Genomic DNA, 17,092 nt, shown 5'->3' with positions numbered 1-17,092 from the left:
CCGGGAAGCCGCTGCACACTAACCGATGGTTTCTCAAAAGCGGCTCGTGTCCTCCACAAAATCCATCATCGCTTCCTGGAGACGGGCGAAGCCGATGCCCGTGCCGGCCTCCCGTATGTCTCCGTCCTTCACGCTTGCGAAGACAGCTTGTTCGGTGAAGGTCATCGTGGTTTTTTCATCCTGGCCTTCGAACTCGACGGTCACGAGCGAGGATGAAATCGGATTGCCATTGGTCCGCATCGTGTAGGCATAGACGATGCGTTGGCGGGGGTGAACTTCGAGGAAGTGAGCCAGCATCGCCTGTTCGGTTCCATCCGGCATGCGCCAGATCATGCTCTCATGCCCATCGATGCGGAAGTCGAACCGATCCTCGATGACGATCCAATCCGGATGGCAGCTGTTCCAGCGCCGCTTGAGCTGATGGTCGGACCAGAAGCGAAAAGCATGGGCCGGGCTACCTGGCAGCTCACGTTCAATGACGAAGCTGCGATGGTCGACATTGATACCCATCAGTGATCCTTCTCCTCGGGCACTTCGACCATTGCGGTCGCCAATCTGTCGAAAGCAGCATTCATGTCGCGCTGGCGCTGCTCTATCCAGTTGGTCGTTACATCAAAGGCATCGGGCCGCATGCGATAGGTGCGCACGCGCCCGACTTTCTCGCTGACGACAATGCCCCCGTCTTCGAGCACCCGAAGGTGCTTGAGTACCGCCGGCAATTGAACGTTGGCAGGGGCTGCCAACTCCTTCACCGAAGCCGGCCCCTTGGAGAGGCGCTCGACAAACCCGCGCCGGTAGGGGTCAGCCATGGCCTGGAAATAGCGGTCGATGCTTTCTGTTTCAGTCATGCCACAGGTTCCAAAAAGCGGGACGGCATTGCGTCTCGATAAGGAAAGAACTTGAAGTAGGGCTGTGCTTCAGCAAGCACGCGTTGCACCGATGGCCGCGCCAGCAGGCGCTCGAAATAATCTCGCGATTGTGGTCTGCCATCGCCAAGCGGATGCACGATGGACCCAAAGAACAAGGCTGGTAGCGCTGAACAATCCGCCATGGTGAACGTCTCCCCTACAATCCAGCTGCGGCCCGCCATTCTTGCCTCGATCATGTCGTAGGCCGTCTCTAGCGTCGCGTGCGCTTCCGCAACGCCGTGGGGATCGGCGGCGCCTTCGGGCCGAATACGATCGCCGACGATCTTTTGCATGGGCACGCTGACATAGAGATCGAAGAAGCGATCCCAAAGGCGAACATCGAGCTCTTGTTCCGTCTCGGTCGGTATCAGTTGAACCGGACCGGCATAGTGCAGCTGGAGATATTCGATGATGATGCTGGTTTCGGCGACAACGCGGTTGTCGATGCTGTCATGCAATACGGGGATCTTGCCCACCGGCCAGCGTTCGATATGCGCGGCAGCGGATCCGGGGTTGGAGAAGTCGACGAGGCTGGGCTCGAAAACGGTGCCGTTCTCATAAAGGCTGATCAGAACCTTATGGCAGAAGGAAGCGAGCGGGTGGAGGTAGAGCGTGAGGGCCATTGTTGCATCCATTAGTTTCCAGACAAGGAAACGGTTAAACCATAACGCATGCGAGTTCAATGAAAGTTTCCATTCCAGGAAACCTTGCGACTAACGCGACGAGGTTATCACTTTGCTCTTGAGCGAAGTATCAGCTCGTGATAGTTGGCCTGAAGGAAAACTATTATGCGTGGAGGCTAAAGTGCGCGTTGTCGTTCTGAACTTTTTATCTCTCGACGGTGTCTATCAGGGTCCGGGGTCTCCGGATGAGGATCGGTCCGGCGGCTTTGAGCGCGGCGGTTGGTTTGTGCCCTTTGTTGATGCGGCTCTGGAGGAAACGGTGGAGGCATGGGCAGCGACTGCGACCGGATTTCTGTTCGGACGACGGACCTATGAGGAATTTGCCGCTGTCTGGCCCACCATAACCGATCCAGCCGATCGCAACGCCGCTCGGCTCAACACGCTTCCCAAGTATGTGGCGGCCTCCTCTCCTGTCGATACAAGCTGGGGTCCAGCAACGGTCTTGAACCATGACGTTGAAGCCGCAGTCGCCGCACTCAAACAGGATGGAAGCGGCGAACTGCAGGTGCACGGCAGCGGCCGATTGGGCCGGTCCCTCCTAGCTGCAAATCTCGTTGACGAACTGCGTATCGCGATCGCTCCGGTGATTGTGGGCCAGGGACGAAAACTGTTTGGCGACACGCAAGCACCATCAGGTTTCAACCTGCTTTCCGAGGAGAGGACGCCTTCGGGTCTCATTATGTGTCGTCTTGAGAACACCGGCGATGGAGCGGCTGGAACATATGTCCGTGGGCAGACCAATCTGTCAGTTTCCAGCGCTGCAGAGGTTTGAAGAACACGATGATAGTATCAGCCTCCCCGCAAATGCCCGACGATCTCAGCGTGATCTTTCTGGCGCTCGCCGATCCGACCCGCCGTGCCGTCATTGCCCGGCTCGGGCAAGGGCCGGCCAGTGTCAGCGAACTCGCAAGACCCTTCGACATGGGACTTCCATCGTTCATGAAGCACATCCGGCTTCTTGAAAACAGCGGGATGATCCGGACGAGAAAGGCCGGGCGGACCCGCACCTGCTTGATCGACGGGCCAGGTCTCTCCAATGCCGAGCGATGGCTTGTGGAGCAGCGGAGAATTTGGGAAGCGCAGGCCGATCGGCTGGAGGCGTTTGTAATGCTGGAACAGAAAGAGGAGGGCAACGATCCGTGACCGCTGAACTGGATCTCGAAGTATCGCGAATTATCAAGGCGCCGCGAGACCGCGTCTGGAATGCATGGGTGGACCCCGAACGACTGGCTCAATGGTGGATACCACATCCCATCACCTGCCGCGTCGTCAGCCTGGAGGTCCAACCAGGTGGAGCGTTCGTCACCGAGATGCGTGAGGATAATGGGCCATTCGTGCCGCACCTGTCTGCCTGCTTTCTCGACGTCCTTCCCAAGGAACGCATCGTCTACACAAATGCGCTGACCGGTGGCTGGCGACCCGCCGCAAATGGCTTTGTGACGGCAATTATCACCCTTGCTGACCACCCAGATGGCACGCACTACCGCGCACAGGCTCTGCACAAAAGTCGTGCGGATCGCGAAAAACATGAAGAACTCGGCTTTCACGATGGCTGGGGCACCGTCGTGGATCAACTGGCGAAACTCGCCGAAACTAAAACTTAATCGCAACCAAGGTATTGGAACCCTCGCTCTCCGCTGTTGTTCATCTTGAACATGAAAAGGAGAAACGATATGCGCTTACCGATAGCGTTGGGCGTTACCATGCTCCTGGTCGCCCCGGCGATCGCGCAAGAAGCTGGCACTACTACAGCTCTGGAAATCAATCCGCAGTCCTACACTGGGGTTTGGTACGAGATCGCCCGCACACCCACGCCATATCAGCAAGACTGCGAGGGCGGCGTAACTGCTGCTTACAATCTAATCGACGACGCCACCATGGAGGTCATCAACAGGTGCGACCGTGCTTCTGTCGATGAACAAGGGATCATTGGCGAGGCCGAGGTTGTTGATGGCAACTTCAATACCTTCTCGGTTGAGTTCGGCGATGACACCAAAACACCGGGCATAAATTACGTCGTGGCAGCGGTTGGTGATGAGGAAGGCGGACAATATCCGTGGGCTGCCGTCTATTCTCCAGACGGGGATACCGGATGGATCTTGGCCCGGGAACCTGAATTGGCCGAGGAGGACCGCCAGAAAGCCGAAGCGTCTTTGAGTGAGGCCGGAGTGGATCTGAGCGAGCTATCCAATACTGCGCAGCCGCCTCAAACCTACGACCCACTGGCGGAGTAGTTGGCCACAAGAAAGGATAGGATTCTCTGAACTGTCGCAACGCTTCTAAAGCTAGCAGGCTTTGCGCTTCATGGAACTAACTGTAGTGCGAGCGTCCCGGACAAGGATGCGTATTGATTCAGCCGCCTGCTTCGAGCACCTTGTCCGTTTGCTCCACCGCCCATTGCTCATCGGTTGCTATCAGGCCAAAACGCACAGCTACGTCAGGAGCGTATTTGATCAGATCGAGGCGTAGTCGGATCAGCGCAAGATCCTTTGCCTTGGCCTCGAGCATGACGTCGAACTCAAGGCCCTCGGTCATGCGCATGAAAGAGATGAACTCGAACGGATGGCAGAAATCCGCGTGGCCGGTCCAGACGGGTGCAATATTGGCGGTAGTGACTTTACGTGTCTTCGGATCCTTGCGCCGAACCTCCCGCAATTCGGTTCGCGGCGAGGAAAAATGTACTTTCGGCCGCATGCCAGATGGCCATGTTGCAAGCATACGAGTTAGTGTCTCCCGCATGTCTAAATTATCCGGATTAAGGCACCAAAAATGCTGGTGATCGAAGACGAGAGGAACACCTGTATTCTCGTTGATCCAGAGTGTATCGCTCGCGCTAAAGCGCATATCGTCGTGTTCGAGAACAAGGCGCCGCTTCACCGGTTCGGGGAGCTTTCTCTCCCAAGTCTCGATCCAGCGCCTGCAACTTGTCGTCCGATCCTCATACGTTCCGCCCACGTGGATGACCAGGACGCATTCCGGACCCATCTCCATCAAATCGAGGATTTCAGCCTGTGACACCAGGTCGCAAATGCTCTTGTCTACGAGATTGGCATCGCCGCTGTTTAGAATGATGTATTGCGATGGGTGGAAGGAGAGGCGGATATCGAGGCTCCGCGCCTTCGCGCCAATTAGGGCCAGTTCGGGTTTGCTTTCCTGAACCATTCCGTGAAATTGCGGCATATCGGGATGGGTCGCATAGGGCGCCAGGTCCGATGACATCCGGTACATTCGGATGCGGTGCTTCGCGAGAAAGTCGAAGATCACGTCAAGATATTCAAGGGAGACTTTCAGATGCGGGCTATTGGCCCATCGTCTCGTGTCGTTGGATTTTACACCCGGCTGCGATAGGACCTTTACCGGAAATCCGAGTCTCATGGCGCCTTCGCTCATGACACAACCCTCACTTCCGGGCCGAAACCTAGCTTTCCGACGAACTCGTTCCATGCATCCGGGCGCAATGCGCCCCCAGTCGCCTGTTCATGCCCACTTCCGTAATTTTCGTCGGCTCCCTCTGGCGCTCTCTCGCGCAGGAAATCCACAAGGTTTGTCCCCGTCGCGCTGCGGGCGCTAAAATGCACCCAACCTTGACGATATCCGCTGTTGGCGGCGATCACAATGTTGCCCTTGAGGCGTACGCGCCACGTCTGGGCGATAAGAGGGTGAACCTGGCACGGTGAATCGAACAAGATCAGCGCTACCCCGTTCCTGATCTTCGGCGCAACTCGCTTCGCTGTCTGCAGCGCCGCATTCACCTCCAGTTGGGCGCTACGGAGGATCGCTGTTTCCGGGTGATTGCCTGAGATGACGTCGCGCGGAGAGCCAGCTTTTGTGAGTAGATCGAAAGCCGGGCGCGCATCGCCGGCGCTCGCCCGCCGCGACGCGTTGATCAGCGCTGTGGCCTGCTGCAAAGCCGTTGCACTATAGCGCCGCTTCGCTGTCGCCAGTTCGTCGAAGCTCGCCTTGCTGCCCAGGTCGCCGATGATACCCAACGCCGCGAGCCACAAAAGGTCATCGACATCGGCCAGCGCGCCAGCACATTGCCAAGCCAGCAGACTCGATGTCGGAGTGGGCTGTTCGCCGTAGCCGGAAATAACAGTCGCGCCCGTTGGGACACCTTGCGGGACGTGATGATCGATGAACACTGTGCACGTCTCCGCGTTGATCGGTTCAGCGCGGACGCCAAGATCGGTCACCAAAAGACCAGCATTGGCCGATTGCATGACTTCTTCCCGCACCGCATTGCTCCAGGGGTTTTCGCCTCTCCGCAGAATGCGGACCCGTGTCACTTTGCCGGCGCGCCGGAAAGCCCGTTTAAGCAACGCTGCGGCGGAAAGGCCGTCGGCGTCGTTGTGGGTAAGAACGAAGATTGGCAAACCGCGCCTGAAGCCTTCTACAGCGCAGCGGAAAGCCTCGCTTCTTTCTTTCCCGTTCAGGGCTTCTTCCTCAGTTCGCCCGGTTTGTGCGCTGCTTTCTTGCCCGATTTGTCGCTTTGCACGATGTATTGCGGGTCATCCTTGGACGCAGCAACTCTGTGAGATTTAATTTGGGTTTCGGAGGTCTGCTTCCTGACCACGTTACCGTGTGTCTCGCCCTGGCTGGTGTCCCATACGACCTTGTCGCCCTTCTCGAAGCTTTTGGCCATGATCGGCTCCCGTTGTAATTCAATGGAGATCAACCTCGGCTATCCCCTCTCGTTCCGGTGGTTAACCTGAGACCATCCCATCAAATGGCCAGAAGCGCTTCGCTCCTGCCGCACCTCCGCCCCAAATAATGCTAGCACGGACCGTGCTGTCAGCCCTGGCCTCATTCTTAACGAGCTCGTCATCAACGTCAGAAGTATGCCTATGGCGAGAGCCGGACCGGTGCAGGTGTTGGTCGAGCAACATCGCAACGCCATCAACTGGTCGTAGCGGATCGTGGCAACGGCCACTCGGGCAAGACCGAGGGAACAGGCTTCAGCACTCGGATGCTGACCGCGCTGATCCAGCGCCTCAACGGCACGATCGACTACAACGAGAACTAGCCCGGCATGCAGGTTGTCGTCACCGCGCCGACTCACGAACCTGCTCAGCCGGCCGCGTAAGAACTTTGATCCGTTAGGCAAGGTGGGCGCGTTGCAAACTGGGGGAATCCCACCCGATGCCTGCAAGCGACTGAGAGCGACCCCATGTGAGATGTTCGCCGCACGTTAGCCGGCCATCCAAAGACGACCACTTCTAGCTGGTGAAGCGGTTATGAGCCGGTCGGGAGGACGCCGGCTCCATGTCGAGAATCTGCTATCCGTCGGCAGCACAGTTGTCTCTGTCATGAGGCTTAAGTCATCCCATGAAAAGGACACCCCGCGCCAGGTCGTCATCGCGTTCGCCGTCGCCACGCAACCATCATCGCGCTATAGCGTGACCACTCAAGGAGTGTTTGCTTCTGCTCCGGATCAGCACCAGTTTCGAATGGTCCACTATGGGCAGGCACCAACGAGCCGGTAAAACACCATCTGCGGCCCGAGTGGTAGAGCCGTGATGCCGCGTGCGATCCCATGAGCTAAAGAAGATGAAGCGGTACACTGGCCCGCCTGTTGACCTGTTGGGATCGCCAGTTCCTTTTTTCAATCGTGGTACTCAAAGACCCGCTACCGTCCAGGATACATGCGTTGCGGCCACTGGCCTTGGCCCGATAAAGAGCCCGATCTGCGACCTTAAAAAGCTCCATTGGGTCGCCACCAGCTTGGGGCATGTGAGCGATGCCAAGGCTGGCGGTCACTCGGATCGTGTGCGGCCCGAAAGGCACTGCCTCCGCCTCAATTGCCTGCCTTAGACGCTCGGCAATGATCAATGTTTCATGATTTCGAACTGCTGCCAGGACTACGGCGAATTCCTCACCGCCAACTCGCGCAATATGACCGTGTGTTCCCACGACGTGCGAAAACACCACTGATACCTTTCTGAGCACTGCGTCGCCCGCAGCATGACCATAACGATCGTTGATGGCTTTGAATCGGTCGATATCCACAAGGATAATCGAGACCGCATCTTGCGACACGCACTTGCGCAACTGGGCTTCGAATGCGCGGCGGTTGAACAGGCCCGTCAACGGATCGCGATTAGCGGCTGCCTCTAGGCTTTGAGCTGAACGTTCCGATGCCAGGGAAAGCACCAGCATGCTGCCGGCAGTGACATGGATCAGAGCGATCAGCAAATGAAACTCCAGCACAGGATCATAAGGAATATAGGTAATAATCTGTTCGGGGAGGAAAAGCCCTTGACCAGCGCGGGTGGCGAAGGACGTTGCCATTAGAATGTAGGCCGCAACCAATCCGTAACGCGAACTCAATCGATCATGCCGATCGCGCCAGAATTCATAGGCAATGAGCAGTGATTGAACGGTCAGAGTGATATTCACCAGCGTAAAGCCGACGCTGTATGTGCTCGCAGCAGCGACGATGGTGCCAATGGCTAGAAGCGTCGCAAGGGATGAGACTATACGGGTCCGACGACCGCCAAACGACCGCACAGCCGCCAGGCGTAGGGCGAATCCCATTATCAGAAGCGCGTCCCCAATCATCGCTAGATGCGGTGGGACGTCCGGCCAGAAAACGTAAACGACCAAGCCAGATGCAAGAACCAGGTTGGCACCAATCCAGAGGAGCCAATAGTGGTCATCGCGGTGCCGCAAGAAAATGCCCGTATAAGCGATTGCCGAGATAACGAGCACGCAAATGTCGGCGACGAAAAGCGTGACAATATCGAGCTCCATGGCCAACAGGTTCCTTCATTCCCCAGCTCATCTAGGCATCTAACCCTATACATGGCCTTTAGAAACGTGACTTCCACAAGCTTAATTCGACTGAATCTCCATGCTGAACGTGGTCAGATGCTGCGCAAAGCCAGCTGGGGTATCTTCTCAGAAGAATCACGATGGCGCCGAGCAAATCCCGATTGTTGCTGCTCGCAGCATTTCTGTCTCAAACCGCTCCTATTTATGCTGGCGATCGACAACGGCAACCCGATCGCGCCGCGCTGCGATCAAAGTCCTGTAACTGGTCAGTGACTGGTCCAAGAGCATGCTATTCGCCAGCCGCGACATGGATTGCGATGTTTGGCTCGACCCCAATGTTGCCCACGTTGCTCTCAAGGACGTGCAGATCGCGGTAATGCAACGTCGCTTACACACTTGTTCGAGCGATCGACTGCTCTACTAGGCGGTCGACCGCTGGATTGGCGTCGCGTTGAACATCGCGATCTTCCCGATTTTCACCCTCTCGGTGTAGCGTCCATGTTAAGCGGTCAGAAATCACATGCGCTGCATAGTTCCAGCAAACGGAGGGTGACGGTGTATTTGATCACAGACGATTACGAAAGGACCGCTGAGCTTCTCCGATCACTCGGGCCGCGCTGCGTGTTGGACGTTGTCATGCTCGATGATATTCGAGCCGGCACGCTTGGAGGGTGCGTGGTGGTGTGGGATCTCGACCTGTCTAGATCGAGATCCTGCGAAACGGCGCGCATGAAGATGGACGCCGTAGAGCACGAACTGCAGTCGATTTTTCTCGTCAGTGGTCGGTCCGCACTGGAAAACGTGCAAGCCTGGGCCTTTGGTGCACGCGTTCTCATCACCCGCCATCGCGCGCCTGCTGAACTACCGGCGCAACTTGGTCAACTAGTAGCCGCTGCCGTCACAGCCGCCCTAAAGTTGACTGTGGCGACTTTAGACAATGCCTTCAGCGCTCTCGCTCTCAATAAGCCAATCTCTCATCCGCAAATCCTGCGGAGTGCTTCGTTTCTAGTCGACGCCGTCAATGACGTAGGAATATCAGGTTGGCTCGACCAAGCTTGGGAGATAGATGAGCTGACATCCCAACATTGTGTCATGGTGGCGGGCGTTGTTGCTGGCTATGCGTTGCATCTTGGACTTCCGTCGCGCGATGTACTCGATTTGACTTGTGCGGCCATATTGCATGACATCGGGAAGGCTAAAGTCCCTCTTTCAATTCTCAACAAGCCTGGCAAGTTGAATGATGAGGAGAGGGCTATCATCGAATCTCACCCCCGCACCGGATGGAACTGCCTTCGGCGACAGGGCTTTGGCGACAGCCGGGTGCTGGACGCGATTTTGCATCATCATGAGTATCTTGATGGGTCAGGATATCCCGATGGGCTATGTGGTGACGAGGTGACCGATTTTGCTCGCATTATCACCTTGTGCGACATCTTCAGCGCGCTTCTCGAACGACGTCCATACAAGCCGCCACGCGATCCGGACGTGGCTCTGGAAATTATGCGCGCCATGCATGGCAAAATCGATCAAGATCTTTTTCGCGAGTTCTCACGGTTCGTGAGCTTGACCTTTCCGCGCCAATCCAGGGAAATTGCTGCTGTCTAGCGTTCGCTTTGGGCGACCAGCCGCTGTTTGAGGTCAATGAGCGAGTACAAATCACCAAAGCGTATCCCCACCCCTCCATCAAAGCAGCGGACAACGTGTCCAGATATCCCGTTGACCGCGACAAGCGTGCCGATAGGCAGACGAGATGGAACGCGGACTCCGGCTCCCGAGCATGACAAATCTATCAGTGTCGCAGGCACTAAACTGCCATCCTCCCTCCTCAACTCGACTGCAAGTGGCGGCAACGCGAAGCGCTGATGAATGCGCCGATTCCTTGTTTCGCGGTTCTGGAGGCGTTTCAACCAGCTTAGCCTAAGCCCCAGTTTGACTATTTCTGTGGGCGTGCCTTCAACGTCCGCGGCAAACCCGGTTCTCAGGTTCTCGCTGACGCGCGCAGAAAAGGCGCCGAGCGTAGCAATAGTGAGATGAATGTTAGTTCCAACTACAGGCGCGTCGAGGTCTTCCAGCACAACTCTGGTGGTTGAAATTGATCTTGTCAGACAACTACGGATGACTGGAGAGTGGCCGTAGGTTGCGGAGTTTATAACCGTGTAGCGTGCATGAAAATTGATGAAGACACGGGGGGTCGGCTTCGGTGCGTCCCGAGATGAAAATCGAACGGTAGACATCAAGAACCCCCCCAGCATACGTAAAATGCATGAGTATTTGATGGCAGGATCTTCTAATTACCAGTTAATAAGCCATCTTCGAAACTGCTCGAACACCTTGCACGGACCGCCGGAGCATCAGACGGGCGAGTTGCCGCGGACATATTGCTGTGGCCGATGCTTGCTTCTTCATGCGCCGTTATCCGGCATGAGGTGGAGGTGTGCGTCGACTTCGGGATGATCGACATCGTGGCAGGCCGGTACAGGCGGGCATCCGGCTAGCGAGCGGTTGGAGAACGATATGATCGCGCCGCCGATCGGGCCCCGCCTCGCTTCGCGTCGCGGCGGTGGCCGCTGCGAGCTATCTGCGCGACCATCCCGCGCCGACGATGCCCGCCGACCTCTCGGAGCATCGTAGTGTCTCTTAACGAGACGCACATGGCGACCTCTCACCTTGGGCGTTCGAGCGCACGGCGATGCGGTGACGCTCATGCCAGGCCGCGGCCCGGTGTTCAACAACGGCGACCTGCTGGTGGCGGCCGCCCTTGAGGGGGGCGGCATTGGCCGTTTCACTCGCCTGCTGGCTCCGTGGTGCGAGCCGTTCGCCGGCTGCCACGTCTATTCTTGGATCGGCGGGGCACGACGGACGTTTGAAGTCGGCGTTGATCTTCGAAACGACGGTTTCGGGAGGGCACGTCTTGCCGCTGGTCTTTCGGCGTTGGTACTCCAAACCTGCCAGTCCGCAGTCCACTCCAACTTAGTCTCAGTTATGGGCACTCTCCTCAAGGGGAACGTTGGTGGTCCTGAAATGTTGGCTATCGAGGAATCGGAGGCGAAGCGATGACCGACCCGCCAATGACTACCAAAGAAGGCCGCTTCTCAGGCCGATTTGAGGGGGCCGGCTTCGCGCTCGGCGTGGGCATGGGGGGCTTTTTTGATGGCATCCTCCTCCACCAGATATTGCAGTGGCATCATCTGTTGAGCGGCGTAGAGCAGGCGCGGCAGGATATTCGCGTCCTCATTCTCTGGGACGGTATCTTCCACCTCCTGATGTACATCATCGCGGGCATAGGCCTTTGGCTGCTCTGGCGGGCGCGAAAAGAGTTTCCGGCATCTGGCGCCGATTGGCGCCTATTCGCTAATGCACTGCTCGGCTTTGGGGTCTGGCACATCCTCGACAGCGTTCTATCTCACTGGATCTTGGGCATTCACCGCATCCGCATGGACGTCGATAACCCGCTGTTTTGGGATTTGCTCTGGTTCGCCGTGTTCGGAATCGTCCCCGTAGCGATTGGCTGGATGATGCGCCGAGGCGGACCAAGCGGCAGAAGTCGTGTGATGAGTTCGCCACTGACCCTCCTCCTAGCTACCGCGATCGCCGGGCCGCTTGCCGCTCTCCCGCCTTCTGATCAAACGCAAGTGGTGGTGCTTTTCCGGCCCGATATCAGCGAGCAACAGGCTTTCGCTGCCATTACGGCGGTAGACGGTAGAATGATCGGCTCGGATGCGTCGGGGCAGATATGGGCTATCGATATGACCTCTGGGGGGAATCCGTCAGAACTTTATCGCTATGGTGCGATGCTGGTGAGCAATTCCCTGTTGCCGCTTGGATGCTTTAGCTGGACGAGAGCGTAGCGCAACATCTTGTCTGTTTCAGTTCCCTTAGGAACGTGAGGCACCCGGTCCACCAGACCTGGGCTATGGCCCTGCAAAAATCATTAAATCAGCTTTGATGGCTCTACTGACGCATGGCTACTGCCAAGCGCTCCTCTACATGCTAGGAATTTATTTGCAAGGAGGGGCAGATGAAGCACGATTTCTTCTTTCTGCAAGGCGGTGGACGTTCAGCAGAGATTATAGCCGCGACCGATTGGGTTCGCACCGAACTCGGACCCATAGAGGCGTGGACGCCGGCGCTTAGGATTGCCGTTGGACTTATGCTTAGTTCCAGTTTTCCCAAAGCAATCGCGTGGGGGAATGAACTGGTAACGCTACACAATGATGCCTTCAAGCCGATCTTGGGTTCAAAGCCGGAGGCGATCGGTCGCTCCTTTGCTGAAGTCTGGTCTGAGGCTTGGCCTGAAATCGGACCAATAGCCGAAAAGGCATTCGCCGGACACCCCACGTTCATCGAGAACTTTCCGCTGCGGATCAACCGAAACGGCTTTGATGAACAAGCCTTCTTTACCTTCTGCTACAGTCCTATCCGAAATGAGACGGGACGGGTCGTCGGCATAATGGATACCGTCATCGAAACGACCGGAACCGTTTTTGCCCAACGCCAATTGGAGGTTACCAATTCTGAACTCGCTCATCGGATGCGGAACCTTGTGGCTTTGGTGAGGGCGTTAGCACGGCAATCATTAGCAGGCACAACTGAAATTGAGGCGCAAAGAGATACGTTTTTGGACCGCCTTCAGGCCCTCGGCAATGCCCACACCCTTCTTGCCTCGGATCGACACCCCGAGGCGACGATATCGCAGTTGATTGATGCCGTTCTCGCGCCGCGCGTAACTGATCAAGCACGGATATCCATCTCAGGCCCAGAAGTCCTCCTGGCGAGCCGTCCGGCACTAACACTCTCTCTTGCGCTCAACGAGCTTTTCACCAACGCCATAAAATACGGCTGCCTGTCAAATGACCGAGGGCGCGTCGAAATACGCTGGAAAATTGATAAAGAGAGATTTGAACTTCTTTGGCAGGAACAGGAAGGGCCGCCCGTAAAGCCGCCGTCTCAAAAAGGCTTCGGATCACAACTGATCGAGGATTATGTTGCCTGGAACCTGCGCGGTGAAGCGATCCTGCACCACTTACCCGAAGGTGTGAGATACGAGTTGCGGACCCCCTTGATCACCTTGACGGATTAACGAACGCATTGGCTCTGGCGAACGTCCGCGAACAATTCAACCAACGATCGTCCATACTGTGAAGCGGTACCGTCGCAACGGAAGAGGAGGATTATGATGACGGACCGAGAGCAGAGGGTTCGCAAGCGCGCAACGGATTTGGGAGGAGAAGGGACAGCCGGAAGGACCATTGGGATCCTGCCGCGCGTGAGATCACGATCGAGGGCGGTTGGCCTAAAGATGAGCAACTGGATAATGAGCATGGGGTCGGGGAGTGTCGGAGCTTCATCGGGGTTGCAATAGGCGGCACGGCTCCTGGAGGTGGCGAGAACGCATCCGGTCACCAGCGGTGCAGGCCGATCGGCTCGATGTTCATCGCTGAACGGCGTCTGGCTCACGCTAGCCGTCTTGCTCTTGTAGGAGCCAGGCTCACGAGCCCGAGGAACGCCAACGCCAATCCGACCCAGAGCGGAGCTGTGAGCCCATATCCGGCATCGATGCCCCACCCTCCTGCCCAGGTGCCGACTGCGAGCCCGGTCGTGATGACCGAGGAATGGATCGCATTGACCATCGGGTCGGGGTGAGCAGCACGCATCACACGCGCCGCCATGGCCGGGTTCATCGTCACACCGAAGAGGCCGATCGTAATAAAGGCGGTGATCGCGATCGCGGGAATGGTGGCGAAAAGGGCGAAGATGGCTAGGGCGAAAGCAAGGATCGTCAACCCGCCGATCAAGATGGGAATCGTGAAGCGGTCGGCGAAGCGGCCAACAACGAGGTTGCCCGCAACGTTGGCGACCCCATAGATCGCGAGCAATATCGGAATGGCGCCTTCGGACAAACCCGCAACTTGAATGAAAATGGGCGAGAAATAGCTGAAGGCGGCAAACGTCGCACCGATGATAAGGGCACTGGTCAGATAGGCTGCCCAAAGCCGCCCGTTTCTGAGAGCTTTGAGACTGGTTCGAAGGTCGGCGGATACATCCTGCTTGGACGCAGGAACTCCGATAGCAACAACTGCAATCGAGAGCGCCGCCAGGACAACGATACTCCAAAAGCTCGCTCGCCATCCGAAGGTTTGGTCAATCATCGCTGTGGCGGGTACGCCGACGACCGGTGAGAGCATCAGTCCGGCAAGCACGACAGAGACCGCTCGCCCACGAAGGTTGGGCGCCACAAGGCTGGCGCAGATTGTTAGCGCGATCCCGAAGCATCCACCGCTGCATATGCCTTGAATGATGCGCCCAAGCGCCATGACGCCATAGCTGGGCGCGATAGCGGTTATGATGCTGCCGATGACGAAAAGACCAAGCAGCCAGAGAAACGCTGCCTTGTTCGGGACGCTGAGAGCCATGAGGAGGGCGGTCGCCAATGGGCCCCCGATCGTCATGGCGAGCGCAAAGTACGAAATCAGATAGCCGATCTCGCCCACGGAGACGCCCAAAGCCGACGAAAGCGACGGCATGATACCGGCGACCATGAACTCCGACGTCGTGACGGCGAAAACAGCCGCACCGAGGAGATAGATGGCCAGGGGCATCCGTGAGGAGCGGGTATCACTATCGCCCCTGGGTGAAGGGGAACCTTCGAGCGGTTCGGCGCTGGCCATGGCACATTCCATTTCTATAATTGTGACTACAGAAGAGCTAGCGGCCTTGTCTGGGCGGGTCAAGCGAATTATATAACGTTGACTATAGAAAGGATGCTCATGAGCACCAGAGGTCGACCCCGCAGCTTTGATCGCGATGACGCGCTCGCCCGCGTGATGGAGGTCTTCTGGGCAAAAGGATATGAAGGCGCGCAGCTCAATGATCTGGTGAGCGCGATCGGCATCACACCGCCCAGTTTCTATGCGGCCTTCGGCTCCAAGGAAGCGGCTTTCCATGAAGCAGTCGATCTGTACCTGGCGACGGTGGCCGCGGGACCCAGACGCGTGCTGCAAGAAGCCGCAACGGCGAGACAAGGAATTCGTGACGCACTGGAAGAAAGTATCAATGTCGCGCTTTCATCAAAATCCGGCGGTTGCTTTCTTATCCTTGGTCTCATCAACTGCCTGTCGGAAAACGAGGGTGCACGGGCTCATCTTCGTGCGGCCCGCCAAAAGACAGTGGCGATGTTGCGCGAACGTCTTGAACGCGGAGTGCATGAGGGGGATCTTTCGCGTGATACGGACGTTGATCACCTGGCTGACTTCTACAACGGGATCATGCAGGCGATATCGTTCCAGGCACGCGATGGAGCCACTCGCAAGCAGTTGATGGCGCTGCTCGAACCGGCAATGAATGCCCTCGGCCCCGTTGATACAGGCGAATGATTTATCACCAGTGTGCCAGATGGGCCGCATACGTCAGGAACAGCGTGAAATGTCTCGCAGGCTGCCGACCGATTTCAGAGGCCCTATAGCAGGCAGACTGAAAGCCATGTTGGCTATCGTCGAAAGGTTCTGCAGGACGGGACCAGACAAGCAACAGCTGGTGCAATCAGGCAGATTGCCCCGGAAATTAACAGAACGGCGCTGTTTCCGAATGCAATGGTGGCAGGGGCAATCAAAGCAAGCCCGGCGGGAGCTAGTCCATACGAGACAAGGAAGTCCAGAGACGAGACCCGCGCAAGCTTGTCGGGCACAATTTCACGATGTATCGCGGTAAACCAAGGTACGTTGAAAAGCTCGATCCCTATGCCCGCCAAGATAAATGCCAGCATCGGGACCGCAATGTGCATTTGGGTGAGTAGGCTCAAAGGCACGAGAGAATATAGTCCGAGTGCCGCCAGCGCACACCATCCTTGGTTCGTCGGCCTCCAGCGCGCGACAATGATCGCGCCAAAAAGCGCTCCCAACGTATAGGCTGTAGCCGATCCCGCCAGCAAAGCGGCGCCGCCATAGGCGTCACGACTGATGATCGGCAAAAGTACGCCGGTCACCGAGTAACCAGCTGCGATAACAGCGGCCAGCGCACCCAGGCCTGCCAAAAACCAGGGGTGGCGCCGAGCCTCCTCAATGCCCTCCGCCAGCTCGGAGAGAAACGCCGCGAGAGATAGTTCGGGCATGCCCTTCGAAGATTCGAAATAGCCTTCATTCGGCCAAGGCGGAAGGATTGCGCTCATCAGCCAAAGCGCCACTATCGCGCAAAGTGCCACAGGAATGCCGGCAGCTAGAGCCAAAGCCGTCGCGGCGGCCGGGCCCGCCAGATTGGTGACGCGAACGGAAATACTCATCGCGGCGTTGGCTGCCTGCAAGTCTTTGCCAACAACGATGAGCGGCACCAGAGCCTGATAGGCAGGACGACAGGCGCCTTGTCCGATTCCCGCGATCATCGCCCCCAAACTGACCGTTAGCAGGGCACTTGTGCTGTCCAAAGCGATGCCGACAATGATGATCGGGATGCCGATACCAGCCGCCAGGCTCGCATAGAGCACCACGCGCCGGCGTCCGGATCGATCGGCGAACACGCCACTGACTGGCACAGCCAGCAGGAAGCCGATCGTCCTGGCGGCCAGGGCGATGCCCAGATCAACTGGCGAGAGCGTGCCATCCAGCACCGCCAGCCCCAAGACGAAGGGCAAGGCCCAGGTGGCGAGTCCTGATGCGGTACTCCCGATCCACAATCTTAGGAACGTCGGCGATCGGGCGCTCGATGACACAGAGGCGGAGCGGATGGGAATCTCCAGTA

The 17,092-nt window shown here is 57.4% G+C and carries 18 protein-coding genes; 8 read left to right on the top strand and 10 right to left on the bottom strand.

Annotated features, from left to right (window positions below; translation table 11 throughout):
• Positions 1 to 33 precede the first annotated feature (33 nt).
• The 3 genes from NO934_RS19305 to NO934_RS19295 are packed head-to-tail and all read right to left on the bottom strand — an operon-like array spanning position 34 to position 1,531.
• Positions 34 to 510: an SRPBCC domain-containing protein gene (locus NO934_RS19305; protein WP_309164353.1), complete on the bottom strand. Its 477-nt coding sequence runs from the start codon at positions 508 to 510 to the stop codon at positions 34 to 36.
• Entirely contained in the window at positions 510 to 848 is a 339-nt protein-coding gene (locus NO934_RS19300; protein ID WP_309164352.1) for a metalloregulator ArsR/SmtB family transcription factor, read from the bottom strand. The genes NO934_RS19305 and NO934_RS19300 overlap by 1 nt, the downstream gene beginning before the upstream one ends.
• Positions 845 to 1,531 carry a glutathione S-transferase family protein gene (locus NO934_RS19295; protein WP_309164351.1) on the bottom strand — a complete coding sequence of 229 codons (687 nt, stop codon included), beginning with the start codon at positions 1,529 to 1,531 and terminating at the stop codon, positions 845 to 847. The genes NO934_RS19300 and NO934_RS19295 overlap by 4 nt, the downstream gene beginning before the upstream one ends.
• Positions 1,532 to 1,712: 181 nt before the next feature.
• Here NO934_RS19295 and NO934_RS19290 point away from each other — a divergent pair, with 181 nt between their 5' ends.
• From NO934_RS19290 to NO934_RS19275, 4 genes are all read left to right on the top strand, one after another.
• Positions 1,713 to 2,363 carry a dihydrofolate reductase family protein gene (locus tag NO934_RS19290; protein WP_309164350.1) on the top strand — a complete coding sequence of 217 codons (651 nt, stop codon included), beginning with the start codon at positions 1,713 to 1,715 and terminating at the stop codon, positions 2,361 to 2,363.
• A 32-nt stretch (positions 2,364 to 2,395) separates the two neighbouring features.
• Positions 2,396 to 2,734 (top strand): metalloregulator ArsR/SmtB family transcription factor, encoded by a 339-nt coding sequence (locus NO934_RS19285; protein ID WP_309164349.1) that lies wholly within the window; start codon positions 2,396 to 2,398, stop codon positions 2,732 to 2,734.
• Positions 2,731 to 3,195 (top strand): SRPBCC family protein, encoded by a 465-nt coding sequence (locus tag NO934_RS19280; protein ID WP_309164348.1) that lies wholly within the window; start codon positions 2,731 to 2,733, stop codon positions 3,193 to 3,195. Before NO934_RS19285 ends, NO934_RS19280 begins: the two co-directional genes overlap by 4 nt.
• 69 nt (positions 3,196 to 3,264) lie before the next feature.
• Positions 3,265 to 3,825: a lipocalin family protein gene (locus NO934_RS19275; RefSeq protein ID WP_309164346.1), complete on the top strand. Its 561-nt coding sequence runs from the start codon at positions 3,265 to 3,267 to the stop codon at positions 3,823 to 3,825.
• Between the two features lie 118 nt (positions 3,826 to 3,943).
• On the opposite strand, the gene uvsE is transcribed toward NO934_RS19275, so the two are convergent.
• The 4 genes from uvsE to NO934_RS19255 all read right to left on the bottom strand — a co-directional run bounded on the left by uvsE (position 3,944) and on the right by NO934_RS19255 (position 8,341).
• Positions 3,944 to 4,981 carry a UV DNA damage repair endonuclease UvsE gene (gene uvsE / locus NO934_RS19270; protein WP_309164344.1) on the bottom strand — a complete coding sequence of 346 codons (1,038 nt, stop codon included), beginning with the start codon at positions 4,979 to 4,981 and terminating at the stop codon, positions 3,944 to 3,946.
• Positions 4,978 to 5,964: a phosphoesterase gene (locus NO934_RS19265; protein WP_309164343.1), complete on the bottom strand. Its 987-nt coding sequence runs from the start codon at positions 5,962 to 5,964 to the stop codon at positions 4,978 to 4,980. The genes uvsE and NO934_RS19265 overlap by 4 nt, the downstream gene beginning before the upstream one ends.
• Positions 5,965 to 6,020: 56 nt before the next feature.
• Complete coding sequence (locus NO934_RS19260; RefSeq protein WP_309164341.1) at positions 6,021 to 6,233, bottom strand: DUF2945 domain-containing protein; 213 nt, start codon at positions 6,231 to 6,233, stop codon at positions 6,021 to 6,023.
• Positions 6,234 to 7,129: 896 nt separating this feature from the next.
• Complete coding sequence (locus NO934_RS19255) at positions 7,130 to 8,341, bottom strand: diguanylate cyclase (RefSeq protein WP_309164339.1); 1,212 nt, start codon at positions 8,339 to 8,341, stop codon at positions 7,130 to 7,132.
• Positions 8,342 to 8,998: 657 nt separating this feature from the next.
• Here NO934_RS19255 and NO934_RS19250 point away from each other — a divergent pair.
• Positions 8,999 to 9,967, top strand: a complete 969-nt coding sequence (locus NO934_RS19250) for an HD-GYP domain-containing protein (RefSeq protein ID WP_309164337.1) — start codon at positions 8,999 to 9,001, stop codon at positions 9,965 to 9,967.
• On the opposite strand, the gene NO934_RS20710 is transcribed toward NO934_RS19250, so the two are convergent.
• Positions 9,964 to 10,596 carry a PilZ domain-containing protein gene (locus tag NO934_RS20710; RefSeq protein WP_375143323.1) on the bottom strand — a complete coding sequence of 211 codons (633 nt, stop codon included), beginning with the start codon at positions 10,594 to 10,596 and terminating at the stop codon, positions 9,964 to 9,966. The two genes, NO934_RS19250 and NO934_RS20710, sit on opposite strands and share 4 nt — an antisense overlap.
• Positions 10,597 to 11,415: 819 nt before the next feature.
• Here NO934_RS20710 and NO934_RS19245 point away from each other — a divergent pair.
• On the top strand, positions 11,416 to 12,210 hold the full coding sequence (locus NO934_RS19245) for a DUF2243 domain-containing protein (RefSeq protein WP_309164335.1): 795 nt from the start codon (positions 11,416 to 11,418) through the stop codon (positions 12,208 to 12,210).
• Positions 12,211 to 12,380: 170 nt separating this feature from the next.
• A complete protein-coding gene (locus NO934_RS19240) occupies positions 12,381 to 13,442 on the top strand; it encodes an HWE histidine kinase domain-containing protein (protein ID WP_309164334.1) in 1,062 nt (353 codons plus the stop codon).
• 373 nt (positions 13,443 to 13,815) lie between these two features.
• Here NO934_RS19240 and NO934_RS19235 read toward each other — a convergent pair whose 3' ends face one another.
• The gene (locus NO934_RS19235) at positions 13,816 to 15,030 is read right to left on the bottom strand and encodes an MFS transporter (RefSeq protein WP_309164332.1); all 1,215 of its coding nucleotides are present in this window, start codon (positions 15,028 to 15,030) and stop codon (positions 13,816 to 13,818) included.
• Between the two features lie 99 nt (positions 15,031 to 15,129).
• Here NO934_RS19235 and NO934_RS19230 point away from each other — a divergent pair, with 99 nt between their 5' ends.
• A complete protein-coding gene (locus NO934_RS19230) occupies positions 15,130 to 15,735 on the top strand; it encodes a TetR/AcrR family transcriptional regulator (RefSeq protein ID WP_309164331.1) in 606 nt (201 codons plus the stop codon).
• A 113-nt stretch (positions 15,736 to 15,848) separates the two neighbouring features.
• Here NO934_RS19230 and NO934_RS19225 read toward each other — a convergent pair whose 3' ends face one another.
• Positions 15,849 to 17,063 (bottom strand): MFS transporter, encoded by a 1,215-nt coding sequence (locus tag NO934_RS19225; RefSeq protein ID WP_309164393.1) that lies wholly within the window; start codon positions 17,061 to 17,063, stop codon positions 15,849 to 15,851.
• Between the last annotated feature and the right edge of the window lie 29 nt (positions 17,064 to 17,092).

Source organism: Pelagibacterium sp. H642, from assembly GCF_031202855.1.
Lineage (GTDB): Bacteria > Pseudomonadota > Alphaproteobacteria > Rhizobiales > Devosiaceae > Pelagibacterium.
The sequence above is the reverse complement of the archived record's forward strand: the minus strand, read 5'-3'. Positions and strand labels throughout refer to the sequence as shown.

Bases quoted from the DNA above. Each gene is read 5' to 3' on its own strand.
- NO934_RS19285 (WP_309164349.1), top strand. From the start codon at position 2,396: ATGCCCGACGATCTCAGCGTGATCTTTCTGGCGCTCGCCGATCCGACC.
- NO934_RS19250 (WP_309164337.1), top strand. From the start codon at position 8,999: ATGCTCGATGATATTCGAGCCGGCACGCTTGGAGGGTGCGTGGTGGTG.
- NO934_RS19255 (WP_309164339.1), bottom strand. From the start codon at position 8,341: ATGGAGCTCGATATTGTCACGCTTTTCGTCGCCGACATTTGCGTGCTC.
- NO934_RS19240 (WP_309164334.1), top strand. From the start codon at position 12,381: ATGAAGCACGATTTCTTCTTTCTGCAAGGCGGTGGACGTTCAGCAGAG.
- NO934_RS19300 (WP_309164352.1), bottom strand. From the start codon at position 848: ATGACTGAAACAGAAAGCATCGACCGCTATTTCCAGGCCATGGCTGAC.
- NO934_RS19230 (WP_309164331.1), top strand. From the start codon at position 15,130: ATGAGCACCAGAGGTCGACCCCGCAGCTTTGATCGCGATGACGCGCTC.
- NO934_RS19275 (WP_309164346.1), top strand. From the start codon at position 3,265: ATGCGCTTACCGATAGCGTTGGGCGTTACCATGCTCCTGGTCGCCCCG.
- uvsE (WP_309164344.1), bottom strand. From the start codon at position 4,981: ATGAGCGAAGGCGCCATGAGACTCGGATTTCCGGTAAAGGTCCTATCG.
- NO934_RS20710 (WP_375143323.1), bottom strand. From the start codon at position 10,596: ATGTCTACCGTTCGATTTTCATCTCGGGACGCACCGAAGCCGACCCCC.
- NO934_RS19295 (WP_309164351.1), bottom strand. From the start codon at position 1,531: ATGGCCCTCACGCTCTACCTCCACCCGCTCGCTTCCTTCTGCCATAAG.
- NO934_RS19235 (WP_309164332.1), bottom strand. From the start codon at position 15,030: ATGGCCAGCGCCGAACCGCTCGAAGGTTCCCCTTCACCCAGGGGCGAT.
- NO934_RS19245 (WP_309164335.1), top strand. From the start codon at position 11,416: ATGACCGACCCGCCAATGACTACCAAAGAAGGCCGCTTCTCAGGCCGA.
- NO934_RS19260 (WP_309164341.1), bottom strand. From the start codon at position 6,233: ATGGCCAAAAGCTTCGAGAAGGGCGACAAGGTCGTATGGGACACCAGC.
- NO934_RS19305 (WP_309164353.1), bottom strand. From the start codon at position 510: ATGGGTATCAATGTCGACCATCGCAGCTTCGTCATTGAACGTGAGCTG.